The 13,605-nt window shown below is 52.9% G+C and carries 13 protein-coding genes; 3 read left to right on the forward strand and 10 right to left on the reverse strand.

Annotation, left to right across the window (positions count from 1 at the left end):
* Positions 1 to 330: 330 nt before the first annotated feature.
* The 3 genes from eat to BFQ03_RS05025 all read left to right on the forward strand — a co-directional run bounded on the left by eat (position 331) and on the right by BFQ03_RS05025 (position 2,692).
* Complete coding sequence (gene eat, locus BFQ03_RS05015) at positions 331 to 1,695, forward strand: ethanolamine permease (protein ID WP_065942605.1); 1,365 nt, start codon at positions 331 to 333, stop codon at positions 1,693 to 1,695.
* Between the two features lie 111 nt (positions 1,696 to 1,806).
* Positions 1,807 to 1,974, forward strand: coding sequence for a DUF2897 family protein (locus BFQ03_RS05020; protein WP_003172675.1), 168 nt, complete (start codon positions 1,807 to 1,809; stop codon positions 1,972 to 1,974).
* A gap of 127 nt (positions 1,975 to 2,101) precedes the next feature.
* The gene (locus tag BFQ03_RS05025; RefSeq protein WP_065942606.1) at positions 2,102 to 2,692 is read left to right on the forward strand and encodes a TetR/AcrR family transcriptional regulator; all 591 of its coding nucleotides are present in this window, start codon (positions 2,102 to 2,104) and stop codon (positions 2,690 to 2,692) included.
* A 17-nt stretch (positions 2,693 to 2,709) separates the two neighbouring features.
* Here BFQ03_RS05025 and BFQ03_RS05030 read toward each other — a convergent pair whose 3' ends face one another.
* From BFQ03_RS05030 to BFQ03_RS05075, 10 genes are all read right to left on the reverse strand, one after another.
* Positions 2,710 to 3,045, reverse strand: a complete 336-nt coding sequence (locus BFQ03_RS05030) for a ComEA family DNA-binding protein (RefSeq protein ID WP_032863118.1) — start codon at positions 3,043 to 3,045, stop codon at positions 2,710 to 2,712.
* A 108-nt stretch (positions 3,046 to 3,153) separates the two neighbouring features.
* Entirely contained in the window at positions 3,154 to 5,148 is a 1,995-nt protein-coding gene (locus BFQ03_RS05035; protein WP_065942607.1) for a polysaccharide biosynthesis protein, read from the reverse strand.
* A 102-nt stretch (positions 5,149 to 5,250) separates the two neighbouring features.
* Positions 5,251 to 6,264 (reverse strand): MraY family glycosyltransferase, encoded by a 1,014-nt coding sequence (locus tag BFQ03_RS05040; protein ID WP_065942608.1) that lies wholly within the window; start codon positions 6,262 to 6,264, stop codon positions 5,251 to 5,253.
* The gene (locus tag BFQ03_RS05045) at positions 6,261 to 7,229 is read right to left on the reverse strand and encodes a UDP-glucose 4-epimerase family protein (protein ID WP_065942609.1); all 969 of its coding nucleotides are present in this window, start codon (positions 7,227 to 7,229) and stop codon (positions 6,261 to 6,263) included. Before BFQ03_RS05045 ends, BFQ03_RS05040 begins: the two co-directional genes overlap by 4 nt.
* Positions 7,226 to 7,996, reverse strand: a complete 771-nt coding sequence (locus tag BFQ03_RS05050; RefSeq protein WP_065942610.1) for a glycosyltransferase family 2 protein — start codon at positions 7,994 to 7,996, stop codon at positions 7,226 to 7,228. The genes BFQ03_RS05045 and BFQ03_RS05050 overlap by 4 nt, the downstream gene beginning before the upstream one ends.
* Positions 7,997 to 8,000: 4 nt before the next feature.
* Positions 8,001 to 9,416, reverse strand: coding sequence for a mannose-1-phosphate guanylyltransferase/mannose-6-phosphate isomerase (locus tag BFQ03_RS05055; protein WP_065942611.1), 1,416 nt, complete (start codon positions 9,414 to 9,416; stop codon positions 8,001 to 8,003).
* A 242-nt stretch (positions 9,417 to 9,658) separates the two neighbouring features.
* The gene (locus BFQ03_RS05060) at positions 9,659 to 10,633 is read right to left on the reverse strand and encodes a GDP-L-fucose synthase (RefSeq protein ID WP_065942612.1); all 975 of its coding nucleotides are present in this window, start codon (positions 10,631 to 10,633) and stop codon (positions 9,659 to 9,661) included.
* Between the two features lie 3 nt (positions 10,634 to 10,636).
* Positions 10,637 to 11,755, reverse strand: a complete 1,119-nt coding sequence (gmd, locus tag BFQ03_RS05065; RefSeq protein ID WP_175403880.1) for a GDP-mannose 4,6-dehydratase — start codon at positions 11,753 to 11,755, stop codon at positions 10,637 to 10,639.
* A gap of 13 nt (positions 11,756 to 11,768) precedes the next feature.
* On the reverse strand, positions 11,769 to 12,461 hold the full coding sequence (locus BFQ03_RS05070) for a glycosyltransferase (protein ID WP_065942614.1): 693 nt from the start codon (positions 12,459 to 12,461) through the stop codon (positions 11,769 to 11,771).
* Complete coding sequence (locus tag BFQ03_RS05075) at positions 12,461 to 13,594, reverse strand: hypothetical protein (protein WP_065942615.1); 1,134 nt, start codon at positions 13,592 to 13,594, stop codon at positions 12,461 to 12,463. The genes BFQ03_RS05070 and BFQ03_RS05075 overlap by 1 nt, the downstream gene beginning before the upstream one ends.
* Positions 13,595 to 13,605 lie beyond the last annotated feature (11 nt).

Genomic DNA, 13,605 nt, shown 5'->3' on the forward strand with positions numbered 1-13,605 from the left:
GGAGGGGGCGTAAAGAGGGCGTAAAGAGTGGCTCTACAGTAACAGTATGGCGGCTGGCAGGACCTCATCGCGAGCAAGCCCGCTTCCACATTTGACCTCGTTTATCCTGTGTGAATGCGGTCGAATGTGGGAGCGGCGGTGCGACGATTCGACTTGCTCGCGAAAGCGTCAGCCCAGACGCGACCGCCCTACCCTGGTGCACAAACCGGCCTATTCAAACGCCAAACCATCCCCCGGGCGACAGGCAAAGCGCTTTACGACGTAAATCTCCAGGCTGGCATGGCCGCTGCAATGTCCTGAAACATTCCAAACCGTTCAGGGAGCAGCACAATGAACACACAACTCAAACCCACCTTGGGCACCTTGCACCTGTGGGGCATTGCCGTGGGGCTGGTGATCTCCGGCGAGTACTTTGGCTGGAGCTATGGCTGGGGCGTAGCCGGGACGCTGGGCTTTCTGGTGACGTCGTTGATGGTCGCCGCCATGTACACCTGTTTCATCTTCAGTTTCACCGAACTGACCACCGCGATTCCCCACGCAGGAGGGCCGTTTGCCTACAGCCGCCGGGCCTTTGGAGAAAAAGGTGGGTTGATCGCCGGGCTAGCCACCTTGATCGAGTTCGTCTTCGCGCCCCCGGCCATTGCCCTGGCCATTGGCGCCTACCTGAATGTGCAATTCCCGGCCCTGGACCCGAAACACGCGGCGGTCGGGGCGTACTTCGTGTTCATGGGGTTGAATATCCTCGGGGTCAAGCTGGCCGCAACCTTCGAACTGGTGGTGTGTGTACTGGCCGTGGCCGAACTGCTGGTGTTCATGGGCGTGGTCGCGCCGGCCTTCAGTTTCAGTAATTTCGCCCTCAACGGCTGGGCGGGCTCCGACACCTTTGGCGCCCCGGCGATTGCCGGGATGTTTGCGGCGATCCCCTTCGCCATCTGGTTCTTCCTCGCCATCGAAGGCGCCGCCATGGCCGCCGAAGAAGCCAAGGACCCGAAACGCACGATTCCCAAGGCCTATATCAGCGGCATCCTGACCCTGGTAATCCTGGCCATGGGCGTGATGTTCTTTGCTGGCGGCGTGGGTGACTGGCGCACCCTGTCGAACATCAACGACCCATTGCCCCAGGCGATGAAAACCGTGGTGGGCGAAAACTCCGGCTGGCTGCATATGCTGGTGTGGATCGGCCTGTTTGGCCTGGTGGCCAGCTTCCACGGGATCATCCTCGGCTACTCGCGCCAGTTCTTCGCCCTGGCCCGCGCCGGCTACCTGCCCTCCTCCCTGGCCAAACTGTCGCGCTTCCAGACACCCCATCGGGCCATCATTGCCGGCGGCGTGGTGGGCATCGCCGCAATCTACAGCGATGGCCTGATCAACCTCGGCGGCATGACCCTCACCGCCGCAATGATCACCATGGCCGTGTTCGGCGCCATCGTCATGTACATCATGAGCATGCTCAGCCTGTTCAAGCTGCGTAAGAGCGAACCGCTGCTGGAGCGCACCTTCCGCGCACCGGGCTACCCCGTCGTGCCGGCCATCGCGCTGATCCTCGCACTGGTGTGCCTGGTGGCCATGGCGTGGTTCAACACCTTGATCGGCCTGATCTTCCTCGGGTTCATGGCTGCAGGCTTCATCTACTTCCAACTGACCGCCCAAGACCGCGCCGATGCACCGGCAGATGCCATGTTGACCGGGCTCTAAACCAGCGAGGCAGAACGGGCCTACAATGGAACGACTGACGAACGTCGTCACTCAAAGCTGATAGTGCCGTGGGGAATCTTCCCCATGGCAGTCGGCCTCAAGGAGAGCCCTATGCCCTGGTATGCCTGGTTGATCATGGTGGTCGCCATCGGTTCGATCGTTGGTGGCTTGATGATGCTGCGTGACAGCGCCAACAAAGTGGAATTGACCGACGAACAACGCAAACGTGTCGCCGAGCGCAATGCTCAAGCGGACGCCAAGGACGCGCAGGATCGTTGAAGCAAACGCCCCGTGCTGACCTTGACCGGCAGCACGCCAGGCGAATCGGTTCAGGTATTTTGTAATACAACCGAGAAACAGCACCCGACCTTGGTTAATATGGCCCAATGTTTCAGAGGGGCCTCTCATGCGCTACTCGCAAAATCACAAAGCTCAAACCCACCAGCGCATCATTAAAGAGGCATCGGTCCGGTTTCGCCGCGACGGCATCGGCGCCACCGGCCTGCAACCCCTGATGAAAGCCCTGAACCTGACCCATGGCGGGTTCTACGCCCACTTCAAATCCAAGGACGAACTGGTGGAAAAGGCCCTGCAAGCCGCCGCCACCGAACTGGACGCCCACTGCGAAATGCTCTTCAGCCAGGAACGACCGCTGGAAGCCTTCATCGACAGCTACTTGTCCGAGTGGCATCACACATCCCCCGATCAAGGCTGCCCGTTGCCCACCATGTCATCGGAACTGGGCCAGCGCGGGCAACAAAGCCCCACCACCGATGCAGTCCTCGACGCCCGACTCAAGCAAATCGAAACCGCATTGGCCAGCCCCAGCGCGGACGAACAAAGCCTGGTGATCATGTCGACACTGGTAGGCGCCTTGGTGCTGGCGCGTAGTGTCGACAATCCGGAACTGGCGACACGCATACTCGACGTCGTGCGGGAAAGCCTGAAGACCGGGATCAATACAGCCACTGCTGACGCAAAAAAGGCCGGTCAATGACCGGCCTCCTGCGTTGATTACTTAACCTCCAGCCTGTCGCGATTCTTCTCCAGAAGTGACTTACCGATCCCTTTCACTTCCAACAACTCATCTACCGCCGTGAACGATCCATTGGACTCGCGATAAGCGATGATCGCCTTGGCCTTGGCTGCGCCAATGCCGAACAAATCGCGGCGCAGGGTTTCAGCGTCGGCTGCGTTTAGGTTGATTTTTGGGGTTGGCTGTTCGCTTTTGTCTACCTGGGCCCCTACCGGCACTGGCGCCTCGGGCTTGGCCGATGGGGCGGCTAAGGCCGCGACTGACAGGCTGGTTAGGACGGCGAAAACCAGGGAGGATAAAACGGATTTACGCATTAGAGACGCTCCATGACATCAGTGGGAAAAGCAGCTTTCCGAAGCTGCCTTTCAAACTTAGGTGATGTGGGGGGATAGTCAAAAATGGGTGAGTTACAGGGTGTTAACTCAGGGCTCCAAGCGACGTTGCTGGTAGATCCAATCGACGATCTCACCGTCTGGGGCATAACCGCTGACGGTATCGCGCAAGAGCTGGCGGACGCGGTTGTAGTCGTCCGCTTCCACTGCCGCGAGCAATTGAGTCAGCTTGTCCTTCAGTACATCCCATGGCAGGTGATCTTCGTTGGCACTCATGATCATCGGGTGCTGGGTCGCGACAACATTGTCACCGATGAGCAACTCTTCGTAGAGCTTCTCCCCAGGGCGCAATCCAGAAAATTCGATGGCAATGTCGCCATGGGGATTTTTGTCGGAGCGTACGCTAAGGCCGGACAAGTGGATCATTTTCTCGGCCAGTTCAACGATCTTCACCGGCTCGCCCATGTCCAGCACAAACACATCACCACCCTGCCCCATGGAGCCCGCCTGAATGACCAACTGCGCAGCTTCGGGGATGGTCATGAAGTAGCGCGTGATTTTCGGATGGGTCACGGTCAGAGGCCCGCCGGACTTGATTTGCTTGTGAAACAGCGGAATCACCGAGCCCGAGGAACCCAACACATTACCGAAGCGCACCATGGTGAAACGGGTTTTGTTGACCCGGGAAATATTGGCGTTGTCGCCGAACAATACCGGCGCCAGCTCACGACTCAGGGCTTGTAACGTCAGCTCGGCCAGACGCTTGGTACTGCCCATGACATTGGTGGGACGCACAGCCTTGTCGGTGGAGATCAGGACAAAGTTGGCAACGCCCGACTGCAGCGCAGCTTGAGCCGTGTTCAGGGTGCCGATCACATTGTTCAACACACCCTCAGCAATATTGTGTTCGACCATCGGGACATGCTTGTAGGCGGCAGCGTGGTAGACCGTATCTACATGCCAGGTTTTCATCACATCCAGCAGCTTGGACTGATTGCGCACCGACCCCAGGATAGGTAGCAGCTTGACTGGCAGCGACTCGCGAACGATCCGCTGCTCAAGCTCCGAGAGAATGCTGTAAAGATTGAATTCACTGTGCTCGAACAACAACAGTGTCGTGGGACGCAGAGACAGAATCTGCCGGCATAACTCAGAACCGATGGAGCCACCAGCCCCCGTAACCAGGACACTCTGGCCCTTGATGCAATGCTCCAGCAACTCGCCTTGGGCGGGGACGGCATCACGTCCCAGCAGATCGGCGATATCGACTTCCTGGATATCGTCGACCTTGACTCGACCACTGGCCAGATCCATGAAACCTGGGACGCTTCTCACGTGCAGCGGATAGCCCTCCAGGAACCCGAGGATTTCACGACGGCGACCACGATTGGACGAAGGGATCGCCAGGAGGATTTCCTCGGCCCCTGTTGCGTCAATCATGCGCTGGATATGTTTGGGCTTGTAGACCTGAAGGCCCGAGATAATGCGATCGGAAATGCTCGTGTCATCGTCGATAAAGGCCACCGGGCGCATTACCCGCCCCATGCGCAAGGCCGCAACCAGTTGATTGCCAGCAGCACCAGCACCATAAATCGCCACTTTAGTCAGGCCATTGTCACGACTGGTAAATGGCACGTGCTGCGCAGCAGTGAACCAATCGCCGAGAAAGTACTGGCGCATCGCCAAACGAAGCCCGCCAATCATGATCGTGCTCAACCACCAGTAGTTGAAGATGATCGAGCGAGGCACCACGTTCTGGTGGTTGCTATACCAATACACCACCACCGCCAGTATCAACGATGAAAGGCTGACGGCCTTGATAATGGCGATCAGCGCATCGTTGCCGAAGTAGCGCATTACGGCGCGATACATGCCGAAGCGGATGAATAGGGGAATTGCAATGATGGGTGCCGCGATAAACAGCCAGAAATGCATTCTGACGGGGTTGATCATTTCGTCGATGCCAAGGCGTACGAGGAATGCTGCCCAAAGAGCCAGCCATACCAGTACAACGTCAGTTAAAACCTGGATAAGCCGTTTATGTTTACGAGGCAGGCCCAACAATAAAGCTCGTATCCTATCCACATTTACCTCCTAGCTCACAACGCACTGCATAAAAACAAAATCTGGATCACGGAAGCGTCAAGATAACTTATCTCAAGCACATTCAACCCAAAACTTAAGACTTCACTTTTCCAACGCCCCAGCATTGAACCTGATGGCGAGCAAGATTAGAGGTACGTACGCCACACAAATCGCCAACGCTCCATCCAAGCCCAGAAGAACCGTGCCAAATGCAATTGGCAGCAGCCAAAAAACATTGATAAATGCCACAGCTAATGTCACTGGGCGATGCTTGCCAAAATGGCGAGAAGCAAACTGGTAGGCGTGGCTACGATGAGCTTCATAGACTTTATCTCCGCGCAGAATCCGGCGAACCAGTGTGAATGTCGCATCAACGATAAAGACGCCCAGCATAATCAGCCATGCCCAGAATAACTGAGGTGATACCCAAGCAGCCTGGATGGAAAAAATGCCTAAGGTGATACCAATGAAGCCGCTACCCGCATCGCCCATGAAAATGCGAGCTGGAGGGAAATTCCAGTAAAGAAAGCCCAGGACGGCCATACAAAACAACAGGGGTGCCCATATCAGCGTTTCATATCCTACAAGCCAATAAATGGCGCACATACCGAGACAAACGCACAAAGCTTCAACGCTGGCGATCCCGTCGATACCATCCATGAAGTTATAGAGATTTAGTAACCACACAAGATAGAGGACGGCAAAAAAATGGCCAAACCAACCCAAATCAACAATAAAACCAAAAATATGAGTAGGTGCGAAACCGCCCAAGAAAAACAGCGCCCAAACTGCGGCTGAAAAATGGCCAAGTAAACGCCATCGAGCAGGAATATGGCCATGGTCATCCAGGAAACCCAGCGCAGCAATCGCAACTCCCGCGCCGAGTAAAGCCCACGCCCATGACCACTGGATCAGACCAGCCCATGCCAGTACAGGCACAACCATTAAAAAACAGAGGACAATCGCAACTCCTCCGCCCCTAGGTGTGGGGATAGTATGAGAACTGCGTGCGTTAGGCGTATCAATCAAGCTCGTCGCCAAAGCATAGCGGCGAAGCAACCAAGTCAAAAACAAAGAAATCCCGGCCAACACCGGTAAACACCAAATGAAGTTCATCGTTTAGTTTGTTCCAAATAGTGCTGGGCTGTCACAGCCAATCCCTTATCGACGCTAACACGTGGACTCCACCCTAAAAGCAGGCGAGTCTTGCTGATATCAACTTGCAGTGAGCCGCATAGACGCTGAGAAAAGCTCGATTTTCCGATGAGCGTGGCCGCAATCTTCAATAGACCGGCAGGAACCGGTAAAAGTCGAGCAGAGGTACCTAAGGATAAAGCCATACGCCGCAGCAAGTCGGTGGTGGAAAGATCTTCCCCGTCACTGACTAGAAATACTTGATTTGCTGCAGCTGGGTGCCAGACGCAGGTGGCTATGAGATCGCTGAGGTTATCCAAAGCCACAAGGCTCCGCCGATTGTGAATGGCCCCCAGCGGCAGCGGTATGCCCTTACTCAACCAACGCATCATGGTCAAGACATTCGCCCTTACCCCCGCACCGTAAACCAGCACCGGACGAATGATAACCACATCCATATCGACCTTCTTGGCAAGCTCCATCAAACCTCTTTCAGCCTCCATTTTGGAGACTCCATAGGGATCCATTGGCTTAGGAGTGTCATCAGCCGTATAGGGTGCGCCAAGCAATGTTTCTTCACCGTTGACTTTGATAGAGCTGATAAAAACAAAACGTTTGACGCCGGCCTCAACCGCCTCACGAGCCAGACGCAAAGTGCCCTCGACATTAACCTTGCGAAATTCGGCTAACGGATCAATAGAGGTATCATCCATTACGTGAACGCGAGCGGCGCAGTGAATAACCACGTCGACGCTCTGCAACGCGACTTTCCACGCAGTATCCGCCCCCATCCCCTCCACCCGGTGGGTATTTACACCTTCAGGCAGTGTTGCCGTAGAAACACTGCGAACCGACGCAGAAAGATCATAGTTGTGCTCTTGATGGAGGTGGCGAATTAGATGCCCCCCAAGAAAGCCTGTCGCACCGGTTACAAAAATATGTGTCATCGCCCACCCGACGTTGAGCGCTTGACAAACTCCATAAGCTTGAATGGTATCTTGCTCAAAACCATGAGTAAGTTGGTATAAATACCATTACGACGACAGGCCTGAACAATTTCACGATTAAGACGTAAACTGCTTCTAACACCCGATGTGCTCACGCCACCAGAACGCATCCGAACTAGCACTTGATTGATATGGCTATATTGCAAATGTTTGACCAATAGCAGCCGCACAAACATTTCGTAGTCAGCCGATATTTTGTACAGTAATGAATAGGGGCCAACATCACGATAAACCGTCGACCGTATGAAAGTACCTGGGTGGGGCGGCATCCAGCCAAACCGCAGCTTCCAGGCCCGAAAATGAGCAGCGCTATAGAATCGGGTTACCTGTTGAAGGTTATCCGGCTCGACGAAAACCACATCTCCATAAACCAAAGCGCTAGCAGGATCTTTTGTAAACGCCGCCGCAACTGTTGCTAAGGCGGTAGTATTTTCGTAAAAATCATCCGAATTTAGAATACCGACAACATCCCCTGTCGCCAATGCGATACCCTTATTCATGGCATCGTATATTCCTTTATCCGGTTCACTGACGACTTTTGCAATAGATCCGGAATACTCAGAGACTATGCCCATAGTATTATCTTTGGAAGCACCATCAACAATAATATATTCAATATTTGGGTAGGTCTGAGCTAACACCGAGTCGATGGTATCCCGTATTGTGCTCTCACTATTATACGAAACGGTGATAATCGAAATCTTCAAACAATTACCCCTTTACACGACCGTAGATATCTTCAAAACGAACGATATCGTCCTCACCCAAGTAAGACCCCGATTGAACTTCGATCAACTCAAGGGGAATCATTCCCGGGTTTTCCAGGGCGTGAATCTGACCAATCGGGATATAGGTCGACTGGTTCTCGGTCACCAGGTAGGTTTTCTCACCATTGGTCACACGTGCAGTCCCGCTCACGACGATCCAGTGTTCGGCACGATGATGATGCATTTGTACCGAAAGCTTCTCGCCAGGTTTGACGGTGATGCGCTTGACCTGATAACGCTCGCCGTTATCGATGGAGTCATAGACACCCCACGGCCGGTAGACCTCACGATGGTTGGTGTGCTCGTGGCGCTTGCAGCCCTTGAGTTGGTCAACGATCTTCTTCACGTCCTGTACGTGGTCCTTGTGCGCGACCAGTACCGCATCCTTGGTTTCCACAATGACCAGGTTTTCAACGCCAACGGTGGTCACAAGGCGGTGCGTTGCGTGCACATAACTGCCTGAAGTGTTTTCGGACAGAACATCGCCCTTGAACAGGTTGCCCTGTTCGTTTTTCTCGCCCGAATCCCAGATAGCTGACCAGGAACCGATATCACTCCAGCCGGCATTCAACGGCACCATCACCGCGTCGCCGGTTTTCTCCATCACCGCGTAGTCAATCGAATCATCAGGGCTACTGGAAAAGATAGCGCTGTCGACCCGGGTGAAGTGCATATCCTGCTCGCCTTTGGCCAAGGCTTCACGACACACCGAAACGATCTTCGGCTGGAAACGCTCCAGTTCCTGAATGTAACGACTGGCACGGAACATGAACATGCCGCTGTTCCAGAAGTAACTGCCTTGAGCAAGATAGTCTTGTGCAGTAGCCAGGTCCGGTTTTTCGACAAAACGGCTAACTTCAAAACCGCCCTCGCCTACCGCCGCCCCCATTTGAAGGTAGCCGTAGCCCGTTTCAGGGTGAGTTGGCGTGATGGCAAAGGTCACCAGCTTGCCCGACTCGGCGAGCACCAAGGCTTTGGCGATACTCTGGTGGAATGCGTTCACATCCTGAATCAGATGGTCAGCGGCCAATACCAGCATGATCGGATCGGTCTGCTCGGACAGGGCCTGCAAGGCAGCCAAGGCAATGGCCGGCGCCGTATTACGACCTACTGGCTCCAGGATGATATTGGCCTCTTCCAGGCCCAGTTGCCGCAGCTGTTCAGCGGCGAGAAAACGATGATTTTCATTGCAAATCAATCGTGGAGTTGCGTGCTCAAGGCCATCAAGACGTTGGATCGTCGCCTGGAGCATGGTCAAGTCGGGATCCACCAAAGGCAGGAACTGCTTAGGGTTAAGCTGACGAGACAAAGGCCATAAGCGAGTGCCGGAGCCACCTGCCATGATTACTGGAAGAAACATTCAATCATCCTTTGATTCTTACGAAATCAGCGCGGCTGGATACGCGCGGGTGTTGTGATACATGGGTAAACGACTCGAAGCTGCTCATCATACGCTTCGTGTCAGGTCGCCTGCAGCTCAATAACGAGGCCCGTAGAGGTAAAACCTGACACACATCGTGCGAAAAGGCCTTCATCTGGTGCTGTATGAATACAAAACGAGGAGCGGCGATGTCCGTTAAGACCTCGCCACCCGCAAACTGTTCAGCCTCGAGCATCCAGGCGGTTAGCGACAAACCACTGATAGGCATCCCGCAAGCCGTCTTCGAGTTCGATGCTCGCTTTCCATCCCATGGATTCGAGTCTCGATACGTCCATCAGTTTACGCGCCGTGCCATCCGGTTTGCTCGCATCAAAGCTCAAGGTCCCTTTGAACCCGGTGACCTTGGCGATGGTTTCAGCAAGCTCACGGATCGTGCAATCGATCCCTGTTCCCACATTGATGTGCGAAAGCATCGGCTGAGTGTTGGCTTTATACACATCACCATCGAGTTCCATCACATGAACGCTGGCAGCAGCCATATCGTCAACATGCAGGAACTCACGCATTGGCTTGCCGCTACCCCAAATGGCGACTTCTTCGACAGACTGCTCTACAGCATCATGGAAACGACGCAGCAGCGCCGGGATAACGTGGCTGTTATCCGGATGGTAGTTGTCGTGAGGGCCATACAGGTTCGTCGGCATCACACTACGATAGTCACGACCATGTTGACGGTTGTAGCTCTCGCACAACTTGATGCCCGCAATCTTGGCAATAGCGTAGGGCTCGTTCGTCGCCTCAAGCGTACCGGTCAGCAGGGCTTCTTCCTTCATCGGCTGCTCGGCGAGCTTCGGATAAATGCATGAAGAGCCCAGGAACAGCAGCTGTTGTACGCCTGCACGATGTGCGGCTTCAATCACGTTGGCCTGGATCATCAGGTTGTCGTAGATGAAGTCGGCGGGGTAAGTGTTATTGGCGTGAATCCCACCTACCCGCGCGGCTGCCAGGTACACCTGGCTGACCTGATGCGTATCGAAATACGCTCGCACCGCTTTCTGATCCAGCAGGTCGACGTCCTCCCGACCCAAGGTCAGGATGTTCTGATAACCCAAGCTGGACAGGCGCCGCACAATGGCCGAGCCGACCATACCTCGGTGCCCTACGACCAATACTGCCTCATTAAGATTGTGCGCCACCGATCAGTTCTCCGTTGCTACAGGGATCTCATGACCGTGCTGCTTAAGCAAGGCATGACGCTGCGCTACCTTCAGGTCTTCGCGAACCATTTCGGCGCACATTTCCTGTACGGTAATTTCCGGCGTCCACCCCAGCTTGGTCTTGGCTTTGGTTGGGTCGCCCAGCAAGGTTTCCACTTCAGCAGGACGGAAGTAACGTGGATCAACACGCACGACCACATCACCCACGCTCAAAGCAGGCGCTTTGTCACCTTCAATGGACTCGACGACCGCAACTTCGTCAACGCCAGCGCCTTCGAACCGCAGTTTGATACCCAGTTCAGCAGCGGACCAGCGCACGAACTCACGCACCGAATACTGAACGCCGGTAGCAATCACGAAGTCTTCAGGCTCGTCCTGTTGCAGCATCATCCACTGCATGCGCACGTAGTCTTTGGCATGACCCCAGTCACGCAGTGCGTCCATGTTGCCAAGGAACACACACTTCTCCAGGCCTTGGGAAATGTTGGCCAGGGCGCGAGTGATCTTGCGGGTCACGAAGGTTTCGCCACGGCGAGGCGATTCGTGGTTGAACAGAATACCGTTGCAGGCATACATGCCGTAGGCCTCACGGTAGTTGACCGTGATCCAGTAGGCATACATTTTTGCAACGGCATAAGGCGAGCGCGGATAGAAAGGCGTGGTTTCTTTCTGCGGAATTTCCTGCACCAGACCGTACAACTCGGAAGTCGATGCTTGATAGAACTTGGTCTTTTTCTCAAGGCCCAGCAGACGAATGGCCTCCAGGATACGCAAAGTACCCATGGCATCGACGTCAGCCGTGTACTCAGGAGACTCGAAACTCACGGCAACGTGAGACTGAGCACCGAGGTTGTAGACTTCGTCCGGCTGCACTTCCTGGATGATGCGGGTAAGGTTGGACGAATCGGTCAGGTCGCCGTAGTGCAGGACAAATCTCTGATTGTCGACATGCGGATCCTGATAGATGTGGTCGACACGCTGAGTATTGAAGGACGAGGCGCGGCGCTTGATACCGTGCACCTCATAACCTTTTTCAAGCAAGAACTCAGCCAAGTAGGAGCCATCCTGGCCAGTAATACCCGTAATTAATGCCTTCTTCATAAAAATCCCTTATCTATTTTCTCAGAATAATTCTAATGCATCTTTTCAGGAATGGAACACTCTCGTAAACAAGCGCCACAATCGAACCAAAACGTTGACGACGGATATCAAAAACCTGACGATCTCTATCGAGTATACGTGTCGCACTGACACCGACAGCATCGAAAAAAACATATCCTACGGATGAGAGCATCGTTATTTTTTTATGATAGCCATGGTCCAGAAAATACTGATAGTCGGCGCAGATATCATAGGTGCAATCATATTCGATAGCTTTAGCTTCAAATATAATTCCTTGATGGCAGTTGGAAATGCCAACACGTTCATTGACGATGGGCCGATCACGAAACCTTCCCAGGATATCAATGTACTTCACCGGCAAGAAAGCGGGGGCAGTGCGAAAAGAGCTCAACACATCGCCAACAAAATAATCTCCTGCATTCAAAAACAACAATGCGGACCCCGTCGCGGCGCGCAGCCCCTTGTTCATCGCGTCGTAGATGCCTTTATCGGGCTCAGACACCCAATAGTCAATTCCGACCGAAGCCTCTGAGATAGCGTCAACAGTGCCATCTTTCGAGCCACCATCGATTACAATGTACTCAATCTCAGAATAAAAAGCTCTCTGCTCAGCGACACTACTGGCCGTCTTAACAAAACCAGCACGATCATTGTAAACCACTGTAATAATACTTAACTTCACCATCAACCGACCCTCCTAAAACGAATACACTCACGCTCATGACTCCCAGAGGAAAACGCCATCACAAACAAATAGTATGCATATTGAAAATTCAACAAGGACCCCATCGTAAGCAACGCTAGAAAAACAATCAAAATTGATGAGTTTTTTTGTATAAGCGTAAGATTACGAACATTATAAAACACCCACAACACCAATGGAGACAACAAAAATAAAGAACCAAGAACTCCATTAGCATATATATAAGTGGAAAAAAAATCGATTCCACGCAGGGGACCATTATAATCGCCACTGATCAACTGAGCGCTCGAAACAAACCCATAACCGAAGAGCAATCCGAACAGACTAGACGAAAAACCCGAAACAACCTCATAAAAAGAATTTAATCGAATCCACAAACTCCAAAATGAATTAGCCTCTACTAGCAAACTTAACAACAAAGGCGCAAAGACCACCACCAACAAAACACCAAACATCATAAACTTCAACAACCTCAAACCCAACTTACTTATCACATAACTAACCCAGAGCAATAGCAGAAATACGTAACCAACTTTTGCGCCCGCTAAAAAAATAAAGAGCAAGTTTGCCAACCTTAGCCACTTGGATACGGCCAATACAGAAAACGCCAAGTGCGTGATCATCAAATAGATCACAAAAGGCGCCGATTCGACAAACAATCCCGTCACACGGTACAAAAACGGAAACAGTTCAACTACCGGAATCGTGTATGAAAGATCATGGGTATTCTCATGCGCCAGCACCCAGCTTTGATCACCACCAAGCATCAAAACAACATCTTGGTAAATCGCATAACCAATATTAAAATACCAAAAGCCAACAACAAAAACCCTGAATGCATTTGGATTTTTCCTGACAACACCAACACCTAAAAGAACATAGACAAAACCCAATACATAGCTAAAATCGATCAATGCAAAAGGCCTTACTCCCGCCACCCCCACACTATAAAAAAGATGAGCCACAGCACAAAAAAGAAGTAACACATCAACTTTTTTTATTTTAGTAAAAAAAGCAAATATCGGCAGAGCTAAATATCTGAGGGGAACATTCCCTTGCCCGAAGTTTAACGCCAGCGCGGGAAAGCTTGACAAAAAATAAAACAAAAAATACATACCCGCCCCTT

The organism is Pseudomonas sp. 25 R 14 (genome assembly GCF_900004755.1).
Taxonomy (GTDB): domain Bacteria; phylum Pseudomonadota; class Gammaproteobacteria; order Pseudomonadales; family Pseudomonadaceae; genus Aquipseudomonas; species Aquipseudomonas brenneri.

Excerpts from the sequence above, each read along its gene's own strand:
- eat (WP_065942605.1), top strand. The coding sequence starts at position 331 with ATGAACACACAACTCAAACCCACCTTGGGCACCTTGCACCTGTGGGGC.
- BFQ03_RS05020 (WP_003172675.1), top strand. The coding sequence starts at position 1,807 with ATGCCCTGGTATGCCTGGTTGATCATGGTGGTCGCCATCGGTTCGATC.
- BFQ03_RS05025 (WP_065942606.1), top strand. The coding sequence starts at position 2,102 with ATGCGCTACTCGCAAAATCACAAAGCTCAAACCCACCAGCGCATCATT.
- BFQ03_RS05030 (WP_032863118.1), bottom strand. The coding sequence starts at position 3,045 with ATGCGTAAATCCGTTTTATCCTCCCTGGTTTTCGCCGTCCTAACCAGC.
- BFQ03_RS05040 (WP_065942608.1), bottom strand. The coding sequence starts at position 6,264 with ATGAACTTCATTTGGTGTTTACCGGTGTTGGCCGGGATTTCTTTGTTT.
- BFQ03_RS05045 (WP_065942609.1), bottom strand. The coding sequence starts at position 7,229 with ATGACACATATTTTTGTAACCGGTGCGACAGGCTTTCTTGGGGGGCAT.
- BFQ03_RS05055 (WP_065942611.1), bottom strand. The coding sequence starts at position 9,416 with ATGTTTCTTCCAGTAATCATGGCAGGTGGCTCCGGCACTCGCTTATGG.
- gmd (WP_175403880.1), bottom strand. The coding sequence starts at position 11,755 with ATGAAGAAGGCATTAATTACGGGTATTACTGGCCAGGATGGCTCCTAC.
- BFQ03_RS05070 (WP_065942614.1), bottom strand. The coding sequence starts at position 12,461 with ATGGTGAAGTTAAGTATTATTACAGTGGTTTACAATGATCGTGCTGGT.
- BFQ03_RS05075 (WP_065942615.1), bottom strand. The coding sequence starts at position 13,594 with ATGTATTTTTTGTTTTATTTTTTGTCAAGCTTTCCCGCGCTGGCGTTA.